The sequence below is a fragment of the Rhizobium altiplani genome (assembly GCF_001542405.1).
GTDB lineage: Bacteria > Pseudomonadota > Alphaproteobacteria > Rhizobiales > Rhizobiaceae > Rhizobium > Rhizobium altiplani.
On the sequence record NZ_LNCD01000083.1, the window covers coordinates 46,393 to 63,652 of the forward strand.

The window sequence follows — 17,260 nt, forward strand, 5'->3', positions numbered from 1 at the left end:
GCGGCTTCCTTGTCTTGGTCGGTAACTTGTCTTTTCGCTGCAAATCAGCTTCCTTCGTCGCAACTCTCTTAAAGGCAGGCGCCGAGGCGAACAACACCTAAAGCGCTGCATATGGTCGCGGGGTCGGGGTCAGAATGAATATCGGAAACTATGCGGCCGACCTTGCTCGTGCGGTTGCCTTCCTCAGCCGTATTCCGATGCCGTCTTTTGCCTTCGCCGACTTTAACGGCAAGCTTGACCGCGCCTCCCGCGCCTTCCCCGCGGCGGGCATTGTCATCGCACTGCTGCCTGCGCTTGTCTTGCTGGTCATGCTTGGCCTGCGCGCCGACCGGCTGATGTCGGCCTTCGCCGCGCTTGCCGTCCAGGCGGCATTGACCGGCGCGCTGCACGAGGATGGCCTCGCCGACTGCGCCGATGGCCTCGGCGGCGGGCGCGACCGCGATCACGCGCTTTCGATCATGAAGGACAGCCGCATCGGGACCTACGGCGCGATCGCCTTGATTCTGTCGTTTGCGCTTCGCGCGGCGGGACTCGCCGCTGTCGCACGAGAAGCCCCGCCCATGGCTGCAGCCCTTGCCATTCCGGCGATCGCCTGTATCAGCCGCGCCGCGCTCGTTTGGCACTGGCATCGGCTGCCGGCAGCAAAACCCGATGGTGTGGCGGCCGCCGCGGGACAGCCGGGCGAAGGTGCGATGCACATGGCGCTCGCCACAGCCTGCCTTTTCGCGGCCCTGCTGCTCTGGCCGAGCCTTGGCCTCCTGCCCCTCGTCTGCGCCCTTCTCGCCTGCGGCTTATCCGCCATGGTCTTCACGCGCATCGTCCGTCGCAAACTCACGGGACACACCGGTGACACGCTTGGGGCTACCCAACAGATTTCGGAGATCGCCGCCTTCTGCGCCCTTGCCATGGCTTTCTGAAATCTCGATATAGATTGCATGCAAACACCTTGCATCCACGTCTGCTCAATTGATTCGGAAACCGCCCTGTGCACGGGTTGCGGTCGCACGCTTCCGGAGATCGGCGGTTGGATGTCCTTTTCCGACGAAGAGCGCCGGCGTCTGATGACATTGTTGCCCGCGCGGCTTGCCGCATGCGGACTGACGACCCCATCGAAGCCGACTCAGCAGGCCACAGCGGAGCAGCGTGCATGAACCGTCTGACGATCGTCCTTGCGGTCCTTGGCCTCGGTCTCGCAGTCCTCTTGTTCAGCGGCGACACGACCCGCGTCTTCGGCATGCGAACCGATGATTTCGGCCGCTTTGTCTATCTGCTTCCGATTGCACTAATGCTGGCCGCCGGCATCTGGGCGAGGCGCACGAGCGCGAGCGAGACACTGCGCAACCTCATGATCTGGCTCGTGCTGATCCTCGCTCTTGCGACCGTGTATCTGTATCGCCAGGAAGCGCTTGGCGTCGGTAACCGCCTGCTGGCCGGCCTCGTGCCGGGGCGTGCCGTTGTCGTGACAACCAGCGAGGGCGGTCAGGAGGTGATCCTTCACAAAGTCCTGAACGGCCACTACGAAGCCTATGTCACGGTCAACGGCCAGAGCATTTCCATGCTGGTCGATACCGGCGCCAGCATGATTGCGCTGTCCCGCGAGGATGCGAAGCGAGTTGGCATCATCCCGGAAAATCTCGATTATTCGATGAGCGTAATGACCGCCAACGGCCGCGCCCGCGCAGCTCGCGTGACGCTTGCCGAGGTCGCGATCGGCCCGATCGTTCGTCACAACGTCCCGGCCAGCGTCGCTGAGGACGGCAAGCTCGACCAGAGCCTGCTCGGCATGAGCTTCCTCTCCACCCTCGGCTCCCTCCAGATCCAGACGGACGAACTGCGGATGCGAGACTAATGGCCTCGGTCTAGCTCCGCAGCCTGTATCCCGTCTTGAAGATCCAGCCCAGGCTACCGAGGCAAATCAGCAGGAAGAGCGAGATCATCCCGAGGCTGACCAGCGGATTGACGTCGGCAATGCCGAAGAAGCTCCAGCGGAAACCACTGACAAGGTAGAGCACCGGATTGAAGTGGCTTACCGCCTGCCAGAACGGCGGCAGCATGTTGATCGAATAGAAACTGCCGCCAAGAAACGTCAGGGGCGGCACGACCAGCATCGGGATCAGGTTCAACTGTTCGAAGTTGGCGGCCCAGATGCCGATCATGAATCCGAAAAGGCTAAAGGTGATCGCCGTCAGCAGGAAGAATAGAACCATCATCCCCGGATGCTGGATCCTGATATCCACGAATAGATTCGCCGTAAGCAGGATGATCACCCCGATCATCAGTCCCTTCGTCGCCGCCGCACCGACGTAGCCAAGCAGGATCTCGCTCATGGCCACCGGGGCCGACAAGACCTCGTAGATCGTGCCGGTAAACTTCGGAAAGTAGATGCCGAACGACCCGTTGCTGATGCATTGGCCAAGCAGCGTCAGCATGATCAGGCCGGGCGTGATGAACGCGCCGTAGGATACCCCCTCCACTTCCTGGATCCGCGAGCCGATCGCCGCGCCGAAAACGATGAAATAGAGCGACGTCGAGATCACCGGCGACACGACGCTTTGCAGAAGCGTCCGGCGCGTGCGCGCCATTTCGAAGAAATAGATGGACTTGATGGCTTCGACGTTCATTTCGCACCTCCCACGAGCGCCACGAAGATGTCTTCCAGCGAGCTCTGCTGCGTCGAAAGATCCTTGAAGTGAATGTTGTGCTCGCTGAGCCGGGTCAGCAACGTGGCAACGCTTTCCTGTTCTTTCTCTGCATCGAAATCGTAGATCAGGCGGGTGCCGTCTGCGACGAGCGAGAGGCCGTTGCCGGCAAACCGATCCGGCAACGCCTGCAATGGCTCGGTCAATTCGAGAATGAGCTGCTTGCGGCCAAGCTTGGCCATCAGTGCCGTCTTGTCTTCCACCAAAAGCAGCTCCCCGCCGTTGATGACGCCGACACGATCGGCAATCTCTTCCGCCTCTTCGATGTAGTGTGTCGTCAGGATGATCGTGACGCCTGAGCGTCGCAGCTTCTCCACGACATGCCACATGTCCTTGCGCAGCGTCACATCCACGCCCGCGGTCGGCTCGTCGAGGAAAAGGATTTGCGGTTCATGCGACAGTGCCTTGGCAATGAGCACGCGCCGCTTCATGCCACCGGACAGCTGCCGCAACATATTGTCTTTCTTGTCCCACAGCGACAGATCGCGAAGCACCTTGTCGATATGCCCGGGATTGGGCCGCTTGCCGTGCAGCCCGCGGGAGAAGCTGACGGTATTCCACACGGTCTCGAACTGGTCCGTGGTAAGTTCCTGGGGAACGAGGCCAATCATCGAGCGCGTCGACCGGAACTCCTTCACCACGTCATGGCCATCGACCGTGACCGTGCCACCGGTCGGATTCGTGATACCGCAGACGATTGAGATCATAGTTGTCTTGCCCGCCCCGTTCGGCCCGAGCAAGGCTAAAATCTCACCCCTCTCGACATCGAGATCGATGCCCTTGAGCGCTTGAAATCCGTTGGCGTAGGTCTTGGTGAGATTTCGAATGGAAATGATGGGGGCCATGAACTCTTCTGACATCTGCGGCGGGAGTTGCTGGGGCGCTATATATCCGCTTTGAGTAGTTTTGACATCCCAACACAGGTGAACAGAGTATTCACTTGCGTGAAAAGGCGCGCGGGAAGAAAAGATCCTTCGCGCCTTCAGCGAACCCCAGAGCAGCAGATGTCATCAGACGGTGATATTTCTGATCCATAAAGACGGCGAGGCAAGCAAGCGCTCTCCGTCCCGCCGCACCCCTTGCGGAGCCGCCGTCCGAGCGATCTCGTTACGCTCCTTTGCTTCCTCGACATACAGTAGAGTGTATTACCTATGATGACATGAGATGACAGGATCCGGCTGGGCGGCCGTCGCCCGCGCCGCGTTCGCATTGGGGGCCGGCTCTCAGGCCGGCCTTTCCTTTTCAATCGCAGTAGACCCTACCGCTCTGGCGTGCGCGCAGATCGAAGTGAAAATGGTTCCAATGCTCTGGATTGCTGCCCGGTCCGAGCACCGTGTTGAAGTACTTGCAGCTGTCGCTGCGCACGGCCTGCAGCAGCCTGCCCTCCCGGAAAGAGAACAACCCTTTCTTGCGCACGTCGATCGCGTGACCGCTCTTCAGGACAAACTTGCCGACATCGATTGCGTTGCCGTGAGCGTGCTCGGACATCGGATTGTAGCGCTGCCGGCTGTTGTTCATGCGGCGGCAGCTATATCCGCCGAGGGGCTGGATGGTCTTGATACCGGACCAGTAGCGAAAGCGGGCGGAAGGCGCGAGCTCGTTCTTGACCCATTTGGCGAAGGCGAGCGTCACCTGGCAATTCAGCGTCACCGCCGGCCGGACGCCGATATTGCCTGACAGGCCCTGCAATGAGATCGGGTACGGCACCTGGCAGGCCGGCCCGTTTGAGATCGGCGGCTTCTCGGTATAGAGGACACCCATCCGCTTCAACTCACGGCGACAGGCAAGCTCCGAGGCTGGCATTACGCTCGGATCAGCGGGCGCGACCGGTTCGCTCATCATCGGCGCGGTCGGGTTGTTCGGTCGCAACATGGCGACCTCGTTCTCTTCGGGCACGCGCGCCGGCGCAACCACCCGCCTTCCGTCATTCCAGACAGGTGCGTTACCCATCTGCGCCTGCGCCGCGGGCGCAGGGATCCGCGCGCTGTTAAGCTGGGTCGGATTTTCGGTGCCGATGCCATCGACAACGGGCTGGTCGGACTGGCCCTCGGCGATCTGCTGCTGTTGCTCCTCTGCCAGACCGACGACAGGCTCCGCCCCCAGTTCAGCATCCATATTGACGCCACCGGTAGGCACGGAAAGTGGCTGCGTTCCGCCCCAGGTCGAAGGCTGGTTTCGAAGTGAGCCGGCAGCGCCCTGCGCGCCCGCCATCGCCTCGTCGCTGTCGATCATTGGCAGTCGCCCGGGCTGCGCAGATGCCCGTAGCGTCTGGCTGCCACTGCGGCTCTCACCTGTTCCAGCAAGATTGGGGGTGTTGAGATAATCCACCGATCCTGCGGCATCGCTGACAGGCGCGTTTGCGGCCGGATAGGCCTGCTCGCTCGGCGCTGTCTGCATTTGCGGCACAGGTGCACGGCGGCTTGCCGGAGAGATCGATCCCACCCGTGTTCCATTGTCCACCTCGCCGGGCGGAATAAGGCCATCGGTGGAACACGTCACCAGGGCTGTCGATAGCAGCACGGGCAATACGTATTGCCGAAGAATGGGAACAAACGCCATACTCTCATCGCTTCCGAGGAACGGCAGGGATCTAAAACTTGAGCCGAAATTTAACGATGAACGGTGAACGAAAGCTTACCCGGATCGCGACTGCCGCCCCCAACTCCCGAAACCGAGCCCGGACAGCACCTATCCAGGCCAAGGACAAGACGCTGACCCGACGCGCAGCTGTCACAATTTGGACATAGCCGCCCTCGACAACACAAGTTGCCGCATGCTGTACAAAAACGAAATCTTAAGTCATTCCAACGATTGTAAGATTGAGCCATCCAACGTCGGACCGGGTATGAGTTTCTTCGCTGCTTTCGTCAAAATCGCAGACCCGATGGCGTCATCCCGAGGTAGCAGCGAGGCTGCCGTGGCGGCGCTGGAACGCCAACTCGCGGACAAGGAGCGGCAGCTCGAACAGCAGGCGGTCGCCCTCGCGCACAGCCGGAAGATATTCGATCGCTCGTCCGAGGCCGCACGGATTGGCGTATGGGAATGCAGCCTACCCGACAATCAGCTTGTCTGGACCAAGATGGTCTACGATCTCTTCGACCTGCCACATGAGGCGAATCTCGACCGCGCCGAGATCCTGAAATGCTACTCTAGAGAATCGCTTTCCGAGCTTATTCGTCTCCGCGGCCGAGCGATCGAGGATCGGACCGGATTTACGCTCGATGCCGAGATCCTCACGCCCAAGGGCCATACGCGTTGGATTCGCATCACCGCGACCGTTGAGTGTGAAGACGATGTCCCCGTCCGGATCTTCGGCATGAAACTCGACATCACGGCTGAAAAGATGATGTACGATCAGATCCGCTATCTGGCGGAATTCGACATCCTGACCGGCCTGCCGAACCGCGCGCAGTTTCAGACCGCGCTGCAGCGCCTGCCTCTGTGCTCCGTTGGCGGCAATGCCGCTGCCCTGCTTCTGATCGACCTCGACGGCTTCAAGGGCATTAACGACACCTTCGGCCACCAGGCGGGCGACGATTGCCTCAAGGAAACGGCAGAACGGTTGCTCGCAGCGTGCGCGGGGGCAGACCTCGTGGCACGGATTGGCGGCGATGAGTTCGCAGTTCTCGTCAGCGGCTACGACAGTGTCGAAAGCGTCGCCGCGCTCGCCGGGACAGTCGTTCGGCGCCTCAACCGCTCTATCGAACGGAACGGCGCCAAAATGGATGTCGGCGCATCCGTCGGGGTTGCCTTCCACGACGCATCGCTGCGTTCTGACATCTTCGTTTGCGCCGACGCCGCGCTCTACAAGGCGAAGAGCGACGGCAAGAACCGCTTCCAGGTCCACCAGGCTCCCGCCTGCATCGACAATCCAAAGATGGACGCCGCCTAACCTCTCCCACGCATTGACCGAGCAACGTGCCTTCTGAAACGCTGGCGACGGATGCACGCGTCTGGACTATACTGCAGGCTGACTGCGGTCATCGGCAACGTGCGTCGGGAGTGGCATATGGCAGACAGCAGATCCCCGGTCGCCCCAGGCGCCCGCGATATTGCAATATTGATCGGCCGGCTGCTTCTCGCCTGGATCTTCCTGCATGAAGGCGTCTCGCTGGCGTTGAATTTTTCGGGCGCCGTCGAGATGGCCGCGCAATTCGGCTTGAGCGTTCCCCTGCTTGTGGCAACGATCGCACTCCAGATCGGCGCCGGCCTATCTATTGCGGGCGGGCTCTTGACCCGCTTCGGCGCAGCCGCCCTGGGCCTGTTTTGCGTCGCAACCGCCACGCTCTACCACACGAACTTCAGCGACCAGAACGAACTCCTTCATTTCGAGAAGGACCTGGCCATTGCTGGTGGGATGTTCGTGCTCGCCGCGGTGGGAGCCGGCGCTCTCTCGATCGATCACTGGCTGAGGAGCCGCGGGCAGTAGCGCCGGTCGAACTGAAAAATCTGAACACCTACCCTCGTCGCCGACCGTCGCGAAGATTATTGCGCGAAGTCACCATGCGGTCACGCAGCGGCGCACCGCTCTCCCCGATAGGCTCTCACGATCGCCTCGACCGCCTCCACCGCCTGGGCAGTGTTCGTCTGGTAGTTCGTGACTGACAGCCGCAAGACCTGCCTGCCGCGCCATATCGCGCCACCGGCAAACAGGGCGCCTTCCCGCTGCAAGGCACCGATCGTTCGCTTGGTCAGGTCGTCGGCCTGCTCGGCCGGCCAGTCCGCTCCGAAGCGCACTATCACTTGGTTGAGCAGCACATCGTTGGCGATCGCAATTCCCGGCTCTTTGGCAAGCGCCTGCGCTATGGATGCCGCGACGTCACTGGCGCCATCAACCAAGGCCTCGATGCCCTGGCGTCCGAGATGTCTGATCATCGCCCACGTGGCAAAGCCACGCGCGCGCCGCGACAGCTCCGGCACATAGTGCGAGGGATCGCGCTCGCCTTCGCTGGCAAGCGGCAGATAGCTCGCCGATATGGTCATGGCCCGCCGATGCGCGACTTCGTCGCGGACGATTGCATAGCCGCAATCGTATGGCGTCTGCAGCCACTTGTGCCCGTCCGTCGCCCAGCTGTCCGCCTGCTCCACGCCTGAAGTGAGATGACGGCGCCGTGCCGATACCTGCGCCCAGAGGCCGAACGCCCCGTCGACATGCACCCATGCGCCCTTCGATTTGGCGATCGGGATCAACCTGCCGAAATCATCGCAGGCACCCGTATTGATCTGCCCGGCCTGGAGGATCGCTATGCGCGGGCCAGAGACATCAGCAACGGCCTGTTCGAACCCTGCCGGCACGATACGCCCCTGATCATCGGTCGGGACCCGTATCACGCGGTCGTGGCCGAGACCGAGAAACTGCAAGGCAGAAAATACCGTCGTATGCGCATCATCGCCGATCAGCACTGAAATGGGCGGCGCTCCGAACAGCCCGTTGGCGTCGGCATCCCAGCCGGCGCGCAACAGTACCTCGCCTCGGGCCGCCGCCAGGCAAGTGAAATTCGCGACGGTTGCGCCGGTAACGAAACCTACTGAGGCCTCTAAGGGGAGTCCGAGCAGCTGAAGCAGCCAGCGCCCGCCCACTGTTTCAACGGCCGCGGCCGAAGGCGATACCGTATGGTTGCCGGCATTCTGTCCCCACGCACTGGTTAGGAAGTCAGCCGCTACCCCCATTGGGTGAGAGCCACCGATGACCCAGCCGAAGAAGCGAGGGCCGGTCATCAAATGCAGTCCGGGCTCGGCCGTTGTTACTAGCTGGTCAAGCACGTCGACAAGTGGCGATGGCTGTTCCGGCAGCGGAGCGGCGAAAGCCTCCAGCGAGCCGGCGTAATCCCGCAACGGATGATGAGGCCGACTATCGATCGTGTCGCGAAAGCGCGCGGCATGGTCGGCAGCGATTGAGAACAGTTCCTTCGTGCCCATGCGTCCGCCCCCCCCAACATCAGGCAGTTGAGCCTGCGATGGCGGAGAATAGCCTGAACTCAGTGCCGGAGCCAGCCAAACGGCTCACCCCCCGACGGAACGCTTTCAGATAATCAGGCGCCTGCACTGCGAAGTGCCACGGGCGCCTCGTGTTTCTCGCTGCCGTAGAGCTCGTTCATGATCTTGGCGACTTCGACGGCATAGCCTTCCGTCAAGCCGTGCAATATCTGCCCGCCGAAGGATGCGGGCTCCTCGGTGTCGTTGTCCCACACCATCCAGAGATCGAGCGGGTCGCAAATGACGTCGTAGCGTAGGTCGGAACTGTACATGGGTAGATTGCCTCGATAACCCCACCCACTTAACCCACTGACTCTTAACGTCCTCTTGCTTTGGACTAGCAATTAGGGTGAACGATTTTTTGTGCTGGTGGCCGGAAGCCCAGAAACGACCAGGACAAAAACGGTTCCTGATCCTGCCGGAGCTCTCGCAGCGATGTCGTCGCCACGCGGCAGGTAGGCCCTGAATACAAGTTGCGACGCCCTTCAGAGGCGCTCGCGGCCGTCGGCACAGAGCAAATCCAAGGTCCCCGTTTTATTGCGCAGGGACGCTCCCCGTAACGATACGATCCGTTTTCATCACGTCCATCTGCGGCCAGTTGGACGCGGCTTCGGTCGCCGGACGGCTGCCGACTGCCAGAATTGTGATCAGACCGGCCACGATGGCAGTCACAATCAAGCCGCTATAGGTCATGTTTCGAGCCTCAATGCTGTGGTTTCCCAGCCACTGCGGCGCAAACTGATACGAGAGCCTAAATGAAAGCATAATGAACGTGGTTAACGCACAGCCTTTCCGTTCTTGACCGGCGTGTTGTGGATAACTAATCGGCAGCACTGGCCTGCGCGGACCGCTCTTGGAACAACCGCTTCAACGCATCGAGCTTCTCAGCGTCAATCTTCGGGTCGGTCACAGAGACCCAGCCATCGATATAGTGCTGGGGCGCATAGACGTGACCGTACCCCATGGGAGAGCTCGTGGCGATTGCCACGTCGACCAGCAATTGCAGCATCGTCAGCGCGGGAAACCAACGCAGGCTCGGCGAAACATCCGGGCCGCGCGGACGCCTCATCCATGCCGGCTCCCGATAGAAGGAATAGGCATCGAAGAAGGTTATTGGGTCGCTGGCATACTGCAGGTAGACGATGCGAATGGGTCCCCAGGTCGCCCCGGGAATATCGAGGTGGTTCGTCTGGTTGGTAAATCGGATGAGGGATCCGTCGCGGAACTGCGGCAGCCACGCGGGCGACTGGGGATTGCGCGCCGCCGTCACGTCTCGCCACATCCTGCTTTCAAAAGGGGGCCCGCTCCACAAAGCCCCCTGAAACGGATCCGCGACAATGTCGAATATATCGGCAGATACCTGCGAATTCAGCGCGCCAAGGCTTAGGCCATGCAGGTAGAGCTTCGGTCTCTTGTCTCGTGGCAAGGTCGTCCAGTAGCCATAGACTTCCCGAAACAACGCCTTGCCTGAGGCCGAGCCATATTCCGGCTCAACCAGCAGCGATAGCCAACTCGCCAGATAGGAATATTGAAGAGCGACGCTCGCCACGTCACCGTGATGCAGATATTCGAGCGGGTCCATCGCCTGCGGGTCGATCCAGCCGGTGCCGGTCGGAACGATGATGACAAGAAGCGAGCGTTCGAACGCGCCCTGCCGCTTCATCTCCTCGAGTGCGAGCTTTGCGCGCCCCTCGATCGTTTCAGCGTTGTTCAGGCCCACATAGGTTCGTATCGGCTCGCGCGCAGGCGCCTTCCAGAAATCGCTGATCTCGGCCGCGGTCGGTCCCGAAGCGATAAACTGGCGTCCGCGACGCCCAAGTCCCTCCCAAGTGACAAGCGAGGCAGTGCTCCCGGTCTTTGCCGGGTCATCTGGCATTGGCACGCCCGTTTCCACAAGCGCGTCGACGCTACGGAACGAACTATCAGCGAGATGCAATCCCGCCCGCAGCAATACGCCATCCACGACCGACCAGAAGAGTGCGATCGCAAGAACACCTGCGATGACCTGCGAGACGCGGCGCGGAACGTATCGTGATAGCCATCCCGACAGGAACAGACAGGTGAACCGAAACAGCCGGCCGATCAGAACAGCAACGAAGAAGGTGACGATTGCGACGAACGCGACGCTGAAGGGTTCAGCGGTATCGACGCGCTCCATGTGCCACAAGTCGCGAATGGAATTCTGCCAGTCGACAACTCGCCGAAGGAAGATTACGGCCAGCACGACGCCGAGTACGCAAACGATCAGGTTGCCGCGCAGCCTGCCAACACCGGGGACCCGCAGTTCCAGGTACTTCCAGAGCCAGCTGAAGGCCACCCCGAAGAAATATCCCACCGCGGCGGCAATGCCAGACAACACGCCTTGAATCAAATAGGAGCGTGGCATCAGGCTCGGCGTCAGCGACGCGGCGAAGAAGATGAAGCCAAGCGCCAACCCAGGCGTCGAAAGCGATACGAACAGGCGCAACAGCAAACGTTTCATGCGTTCCCTCTCATGCGTCTTGCGCCGGTAAAGGCAGCACGACCGACCAGCCTGCCTACATCTGAAGTCCGAGGAACTTGAACGGCTGAGAGTCCTTGAACTCCTTTGTCGCGTCCCCGGAATAGGTGTGGTCCTGGTTCTCGCCCAGGTCGAGTTTCTTCACCTTACCGCTCCCCTTGGAGAAGTCGATTGCCTTGAGATCGACCCAGAACGTATTGGGTGTCAGGGCCGACTCGAAGAAATACAGCATGCGCTTGTGGTCGACGACGGTCCGCCAGCGCGTCGACGAAATGTTCGGCTCTTCGGGCGTGTTCAGGCCATAAGGGACCGAGGTGTTTCGAATGACGCTGAATACACTCGCCAATGCCCTGTTGGGGTCCTCATCCTTGGGAATGGCATTCACATAGAACGACGCGCGCGCGAAACGGTCGGACGCCCGATTTGTGCCCGGCAGCATGACTGTCCCGCCGATCTGCTTCCAATAGGTGTTCAGCGCCAGTTGCTCATCGAAGGTCGGCGAATTCGTCATCACCTGGTATTTGCGGTCGTGGTGAATGACCTGCTTGCCCTTGATATATTCGACGATCGCGCTGTCGCCGGTCTTGTCGGACATGGATAGATGAAGCGTCGTGAGCCGGTTCTCACCTGGCACGTTGTCGCTGACAATCGTGAAGGGTTCCTTTTCTAACGCCGCTACAGCCTCGTCGACGGTCGCGAAGTTATCGAGCACATACTGCCCCCACGCGGCGATCGTCAGGCCGGGCTTGCTGTCCTTGTCAAACTTCGGATACTCGGATTCGACGAGCCAGAGCAGATTGACATTAAGGCCCGCCTCGTTGAGCCCATCGGTCGTCGATACGTCGTATCCCGTCGCAACGACGCTGCCGTATTTCGCGGTCCACTTGATCGAGTTTGGCCCCGCCTCACCATTGCGTTCAATGCCGCGCGGAAGCACCCACAGGTTCGTGGCAACGTCGCTCTTCCAATCCATCGACCGCGCGGTGATGATGTTGCCGTCAGGGCCGAGATAGACCAATCGCGTGCATGCCTGAGCCGCCGATTGCCCGAAGACCATCATCGATCCGACGGCGAACGCAACAAGCGAACGAGCCAGAGGGTTATTGCCGAAGATCATCCGCTACTCCATTCGTTGTTTTGAACTGAACTAGAAGCGCATCGAGAAGCCGACGACCGGCCCATGTTGGCTGACATCCCAGCGAAACTTGTTCGCGCCGGTGAAATCGTCGTTCTCATAGTCCTGATACAACAGACGATAGCCTGCACGCAGGATCGTCGGCTTGCCCAACATCTCCATCCGGTACCCGAGATACGCCTGCGCATTGACGCTGACCTTTGAGCCGACATCGAAACCGCCGACGTCAGCCTCGGCAAACAGGTTCCAACGGTCGGTGAGGTCGGCGTTCATTCGAAGGCCGATGAATGGATCGGCCCAGTCAGAACTCTTCGTCGAACTGACGCCAAAGGCAGAAACGTCTGCCTCCAGTTCTGTCCAGCGAACGCCGACTGTCGGCTCGAAGGATATTGTGCGCGGCTTTCCAAAGACGGTCTGCCCGCCAAGTTCTACTTCATACGCTTTGAAAAACGCCCCCGCAGCAAGTGTCGTGGTTTTTATGTCGATCCCGATCTCATGCGCGAAGACCCGCTCATCCTGGCTTGTCTGAACATGCTGCCCGTCGAAGTAGACACCCCATTTGCCGTTCGTGACTTCGACGTTGCCCATCAGCGCGAGATCGAGATGGTCGAAGATTTCAGAGAACGGCACGTCCACGTCGGTATCGAAGCCGGCAAGCGACGCGTTGCCTTTCAGGGAGGCTGCCCACACATAGGGGCTGACAATCACTGCCCATTCGCGTTCCGGCTCCATGCGTTCGGCATCAAAATCGGCAGCCCTGGCTGCCGAAAACACAATCGACGATAGGCAGAAAACGAGACTGAAAAGGCTCCTCGGCAGGCAAGGCGAGAATCGAAGCATTCTTAGCCTCCGTTGGGGACGCCATGCACCTTACTATCTGAAAGCGCAAATTCAAGGGACGCACGAGGGAGTAGACGCAGACAAGAGGGCTCCCGAACACCGTCCGGGAGCCCTCTTCCTCCTTAGGGATTTACCGTTCAGGCCGCGTACGACATGCGTCCGGCGCTGGTCCCGCCGGCAGCCCGTAGTCTGAAATTGGCAAGCAACGTGCTCAACTGCCGGCTTTCGTCGACCAGCGTCTGGCTTGCAGCCGTGGTTTCCTCGACCATCGCGGCATTCTGCTGCGTCATCTGGTCCATGTGATTGACCGAAGTGTTGATCTCGTTGAGCCCCGTGGCCTGCTCGCGAGCCGCAGTCGCGATTGAAATGACGTGATTGTTCACGCGGTTGACCAGTTCCTCGATTTCGAGCAACGCATCCCCAGTCGAACGCACGAGCGTCACGCCGTTGTTTACCTCGCTTGCCGAGGTGCTGATCAGCACTTTGATCTCCTTCGCTGCATTGGCGGAGCGCTGTGCCAATTCGCGCACTTCCTGTGCGACCACGGCGAACCCGCGTCCCGCCTCGCCCGCGCGCGCTGCCTCCACTCCGGCATTGAGTGCGAGGAGGTTTGTCTGGAAGGCAATCTCATCGATGACGCCGATAATCTGGCCGATGCGGTTCGACGAATCCTCGATCCGGTTCATCGCGGTGACTGCATTGCGGACGATATCGCCAGACTTGCCGGCGCTGGTCTTGGTTTCCGCCACCATCTCGCGGGCTTCTGCTGCACGTTCGGAAGCGGTCCGCACCGTCGCAGTGATCTCGTCGAGAGCTGCCGCCGTTTCTTCCAGCGCAGCCGCCTGCTGCTCGGTACGCTTCGACAGATTGTTGGTCGCCTCGCTGATGTCGCCGGCGCTGTCGTTGACGACGCTGGTCGACTCCGCGATCGCCCGGATCACGCCGTTCAGTGCGTCCACAGCGGAATTGAAGTCGGAGCGCAGCTTGGCATAATCCTGGCCGAGATCGCCGATCGACACGGTCAGGTCGCCCGCAGCCAGTTTCTCAAGTCCCGCGCCGAGCGACTGGATCGCGAAGGTCTGGCGATCCGCTGCCGAGCGCCAGTTGGCCTCGTTGCCGCGACGCTCCTCCTCGATCTGCAACTGGTGCTGGCTCTCGCGATCCCGCATCAGGGCCCGCTCGCGGACGGAATCCCGCAGCACAAGGAGAGACTTCGCCATGGCGCCGATCTCGTCGCGCCTGTTGTGGTCGACAATATCGACGGCGCCGGCTTCATCGGCAATGGCGTTCATCGCACCCTTCAGCCGGGCGATCGGCGCCGTGACGCTGCGCACAATCCCGAAGGCCACGGCGATAATCACGATCGCGCCGACGAGGCAGGCGCCGGCGGCCCAGATCGCATTCTGGCGATAGAGCGCCGCAAGATCGTCAGCATAGACGCCGGTACCGACCACCCAGCCCCAGGGCTCGAAACCGACCACGTGAGAATATTTCAGCACAGGATCCGCTGCACCCGGCTTCGGCCAGTAGTAGTCGACGAAGCCCTCACCGCTCCTCTTCACGGTGTTGGCGAACTCGACGAAGATGAACTTGCCAGTCGGATCCTTGTTCTGCGACAGGTCCGTTCCGTTCAGCTCCGGCTTGATCGGATGCATGATCATCGTCGGATGCATGTCGTTGATCCAGAAGTAGCCGTTGTCGCCGTAGCGCATGGCCGAAATCACTTCCTTCGCTGCACCCTGCGCCTGCTCCCGCGTCTTCGCGCCGGATTGTTCCAGCTTGTAGTATTTCTGGAAGATGGCGATGGCCGTGGCATCCATTTGCGCAAGACCGTGCTTGCGCTCGCTCTCCAGCTTTGCGTGCGAATAGTTGAGGAAGAAGGTGATCGCGAGCACCAGAATAGCCAGTGCCAGTGCCACGAGAGAATAAAGGCGGGTAGAAATCTTGGCGTTACGCATTGAGCCCCGGCAGTTCAGAATTTAATAATGGTCGAATACTGCTATGCGGGTCTTACCGGATGGTGAATTTGAATTGGATTTTATTGAACTGCCGTAAGGCGAGAGATTTCGCCAAGGACTCACTTCTCGCGACAAAGCATTGATTTATTTCAACAAGCTTCCACCCATACAAACACGCTAGGTAAGATCTTATAGAACTATGGTAGCAGTCTGCGGCGTTGTACGCATCGCCACCGGACCAGGCCGCGTTTCGCTTTAAAGGCATCTGCGCTAGGGTCCCTCGGAATCGTTGTCCCCGTATCACTGAACAGGAGCCTTCCATGACCGACGCCAAGCCGAATGGCGCGCTGACCCTTCGCACAGTGGCCATGCCGGCCGACGCCAATCCAGCCGGCGACATTTTTGGTGGCTGGGTCATGGCACAGATGGACCTTGCCTCGGGCATCACCGCATCCGAACGCGCCAAGGGCCGCGTCGTCACCGCTGCCGTCAAGGAAATGGCCTTCGCCCTACCGGTGAAGATCGGCGATACGCTGTCAGTCTTCACGACAATCGAACGCGTCGGCCGCACGTCGATCACACTGTCGGTCGAGGCCTGGGCGACCCGCGCACGATACAACAACATGGAAAAGGTGACGGCCGCGACCTTCATCATGGTCGCCCTCGACGAAAGCGGCCAGCCGACGCCGGTTCCCGCGGAGTAGGCATGGAAACGGTCGCCTCGCCGGAGGTCTTTCTCCACATCAAGGTCGTGATGGGGATGGTGATCTCGCTCAGCCTTGCGCGGCTGCTGACCGGGATCGCCGGCATTATCCAACGCCCCGGAAAGGCGAAGCCCTATGCAGTGCATCTCGGCTGGGCGGCCTCCATGTTCCTCTTCATCATCCACATCTGGTGGTGGGAGTACCGGCTGCAGGCCGTACCGGTGCTCCATTTCGGCGTCTATTTGTTTCTCATCTGTTTCTGCGGGCTGTTCTTCATGTTGTGCGCCCTGCTCTTCCCCGCTTCGCTGGATGAGTACGGCGGCTACGAGGAATATTTCTACTCCCGCCGCAAGTGGTTTTTCGGCACGCTCGCCATCACCTATGCTGTCGACATCGTCGATACGGCGATCAAGGGAGCCGATCACATCCAGTCGCTCGGCTGGGAGTTTCCGGCGCGCAACGTCGTCTACATAGTACTCTGCTGTATTGCCGCCTGGACCGGAAGCCGCCGCTTCCACACTACTTTTGTCTGGCTCAATCTCATCTATCAGATCAGCTTCATTTTCCGCATCTACGATGTCCTCGGATTATGATGCGCAACTTTTTGGTTGCCAATTTGTCGCGGATATGCGATTAAAAAGGCAACCAGGAGGTTGCTGATATGTCTGATCGCATCGAGAAGATCATCGAACTGAACGCGCCCGTCGAACGCGTCTGGAAGGCCATCACCGATCACCGCGAGTTCGGCGAATGGTTCCGCGTCCAGCTGGACGGACCCTTCGTGCCGGGAGAGAATTCGACCGGCCACATCACCTATCCCGGCTACGAGCACATCCGCTGGCAGGCGACCGTCAAGCGCATGGAGGAGCCCGAGCTCTTCTCCTTCACCTGGCATCCCTACGCCATCGATCCTGATGTCGACTATTCCGGCGAACCGCCGACCCTCGTCGAATTCCGCCTGGAGCCGACGCCGTCAGGGTCGCGCCTGACGGTGACGGAGTCAGGTTTCGACAAGGTCCCGCCGCATCGCCGCGAGGAAGCCTTCCGGATGAACGACGGCGGCTGGGCCGAGCAAATGAAAAACATCAAGGAATACCTCGATCGCTAACATTGAATTCCGCCGCGACAATGCGGCACCCCTGTTTGCCGCCTTGGGAGACCCGACGCGCCTGTCGCTGCTGACAACCCTCAGCGACGGGTGCGAGCGCTCGATCGCCGGCCTCTCCGCCGGCACCGAGCTTACCCGCCAGGCGATAACGAAACACCTGCATGTGCTGGAACAGGTCGGCCTCGTCCGCTCCACTAAGGTCGGGCGGGAAAGCCATTACGCCTTCCAACCCGATCGGATCGGCGAGATGCGCGCCTATCTCGACAGCGTCTCCCGGCAATGGGACGACGCGCTCGAGCGCCTGCGCGCCTTGGTGGAGCGTTAGGCCCCTGGCGTGCAG

The 17,260-nt window shown here is 60.5% G+C and carries 19 protein-coding genes; 9 read left to right on the forward strand and 10 right to left on the reverse strand.

The genetic code is table 11. From position 1 onward, the window contains the following. The first annotated feature begins 134 nt into the window (after positions 1–134). Genes AS026_RS19080 through AS026_RS19090 form a run of 3 tightly spaced genes read left to right on the forward strand, consistent with a single transcriptional unit; the run spans position 135 to position 1,849 of the window. A complete protein-coding gene (locus AS026_RS19080) occupies positions 135–917 on the forward strand; it encodes an adenosylcobinamide-GDP ribazoletransferase (RefSeq protein ID WP_062371077.1) in 783 nt (260 codons plus the stop codon). Between the two features lie 18 nt (positions 918–935). Further along, positions 936–1,151 carry a DUF1289 domain-containing protein gene (locus AS026_RS19085; protein ID WP_062371079.1) on the forward strand — a complete coding sequence of 72 codons (216 nt, stop codon included), beginning with the start codon at positions 936–938 and terminating at the stop codon, positions 1,149–1,151. Further along, positions 1,148–1,849 (forward strand): TIGR02281 family clan AA aspartic protease, encoded by a 702-nt coding sequence (locus AS026_RS19090; protein WP_025661983.1) that lies wholly within the window; start codon positions 1,148–1,150, stop codon positions 1,847–1,849. Before AS026_RS19085 ends, AS026_RS19090 begins: the two co-directional genes overlap by 4 nt. Before the next feature lie 10 nt (positions 1,850–1,859). Here the strand turns inward: AS026_RS19090 and AS026_RS19095 are convergent, their stop codons facing one another. From AS026_RS19095 to AS026_RS19105, 3 genes are all read right to left on the reverse strand, one after another. Then, a complete protein-coding gene (locus tag AS026_RS19095) occupies positions 1,860–2,621 on the reverse strand; it encodes an ABC transporter permease (protein ID WP_025661982.1) in 762 nt (253 codons plus the stop codon). Then, positions 2,618–3,544 carry an ABC transporter ATP-binding protein gene (locus AS026_RS19100; protein WP_062371081.1) on the reverse strand — a complete coding sequence of 309 codons (927 nt, stop codon included), beginning with the start codon at positions 3,542–3,544 and terminating at the stop codon, positions 2,618–2,620. Before AS026_RS19100 ends, AS026_RS19095 begins: the two co-directional genes overlap by 4 nt. Before the next feature lie 397 nt (positions 3,545–3,941). Then, on the reverse strand, positions 3,942–5,258 hold the full coding sequence (locus tag AS026_RS19105; protein ID WP_062371089.1) for an extensin-like domain-containing protein: 1,317 nt from the start codon (positions 5,256–5,258) through the stop codon (positions 3,942–3,944). A 286-nt stretch (positions 5,259–5,544) separates the two neighbouring features. On the opposite strand from AS026_RS19105, the gene AS026_RS19110 reads away from it, so the two are divergent. Together AS026_RS19110 and AS026_RS19115 are read left to right on the forward strand one after the other, a co-directional pair. Further along, complete coding sequence (locus AS026_RS19110) at positions 5,545–6,591, forward strand: sensor domain-containing diguanylate cyclase (RefSeq protein WP_062371091.1); 1,047 nt, start codon at positions 5,545–5,547, stop codon at positions 6,589–6,591. A 117-nt stretch (positions 6,592–6,708) separates the two neighbouring features. Next, entirely contained in the window at positions 6,709–7,128 is a 420-nt protein-coding gene (locus tag AS026_RS19115) for a DoxX family protein (RefSeq protein ID WP_025661978.1), read from the forward strand. A gap of 80 nt (positions 7,129–7,208) precedes the next feature. On the opposite strand, the gene AS026_RS19120 is transcribed toward AS026_RS19115, so the two are convergent. The 7 genes from AS026_RS19120 to AS026_RS19150 form a co-directional block, all read right to left on the reverse strand. Beyond that, on the reverse strand, positions 7,209–8,618 hold the full coding sequence (locus tag AS026_RS19120) for a pyridoxal phosphate-dependent decarboxylase family protein (RefSeq protein ID WP_062371093.1): 1,410 nt from the start codon (positions 8,616–8,618) through the stop codon (positions 7,209–7,211). Between the two features lie 113 nt (positions 8,619–8,731). Next, positions 8,732–8,947, reverse strand: a complete 216-nt coding sequence (locus AS026_RS19125) for a hypothetical protein (RefSeq protein WP_018854771.1) — start codon at positions 8,945–8,947, stop codon at positions 8,732–8,734. A 262-nt stretch (positions 8,948–9,209) separates the two neighbouring features. Next, the gene (locus tag AS026_RS42360; protein ID WP_167354909.1) at positions 9,210–9,368 is read right to left on the reverse strand and encodes a hypothetical protein; all 159 of its coding nucleotides are present in this window, start codon (positions 9,366–9,368) and stop codon (positions 9,210–9,212) included. 127 nt (positions 9,369–9,495) lie between these two features. Further along, complete coding sequence (locus AS026_RS19135; protein ID WP_062371096.1) at positions 9,496–11,157, reverse strand: alpha/beta hydrolase; 1,662 nt, start codon at positions 11,155–11,157, stop codon at positions 9,496–9,498. 55 nt (positions 11,158–11,212) lie between these two features. Beyond that, positions 11,213–12,235 carry a linear amide C-N hydrolase gene (locus AS026_RS19140; protein WP_051420105.1) on the reverse strand — a complete coding sequence of 341 codons (1,023 nt, stop codon included), beginning with the start codon at positions 12,233–12,235 and terminating at the stop codon, positions 11,213–11,215. Positions 12,236–12,322: 87 nt separating this feature from the next. Beyond that, positions 12,323–13,150 (reverse strand): hypothetical protein, encoded by an 828-nt coding sequence (locus AS026_RS19145; protein WP_062371097.1) that lies wholly within the window; start codon positions 13,148–13,150, stop codon positions 12,323–12,325. A 137-nt stretch (positions 13,151–13,287) separates the two neighbouring features. Further along, the gene (locus AS026_RS19150; protein ID WP_062371098.1) at positions 13,288–15,108 is read right to left on the reverse strand and encodes a methyl-accepting chemotaxis protein; all 1,821 of its coding nucleotides are present in this window, start codon (positions 15,106–15,108) and stop codon (positions 13,288–13,290) included. A 320-nt stretch (positions 15,109–15,428) separates the two neighbouring features. Here AS026_RS19150 and AS026_RS19155 point away from each other — a divergent pair, with 320 nt between their 5' ends. The 4 genes from AS026_RS19155 (at position 15,429) to AS026_RS19170 (ending at position 17,245) form a co-directional block, all read left to right on the forward strand. After that, entirely contained in the window at positions 15,429–15,812 is a 384-nt protein-coding gene (locus AS026_RS19155; protein ID WP_018854766.1) for an acyl-CoA thioesterase, read from the forward strand. 2 nt (positions 15,813–15,814) lie between these two features. Then, complete coding sequence (locus AS026_RS19160) at positions 15,815–16,405, forward strand: hypothetical protein (protein ID WP_062371100.1); 591 nt, start codon at positions 15,815–15,817, stop codon at positions 16,403–16,405. A gap of 68 nt (positions 16,406–16,473) precedes the next feature. Beyond that, the gene (locus AS026_RS19165; protein WP_062371102.1) at positions 16,474–16,920 is read left to right on the forward strand and encodes an SRPBCC family protein; all 447 of its coding nucleotides are present in this window, start codon (positions 16,474–16,476) and stop codon (positions 16,918–16,920) included. A 1-nt stretch (position 16,921) separates the two neighbouring features. After that, positions 16,922–17,245, forward strand: coding sequence for an ArsR/SmtB family transcription factor (locus tag AS026_RS19170; protein WP_198021182.1), 324 nt, complete (start codon positions 16,922–16,924; stop codon positions 17,243–17,245). Positions 17,246–17,260: the final 15 nt, after the last annotated feature.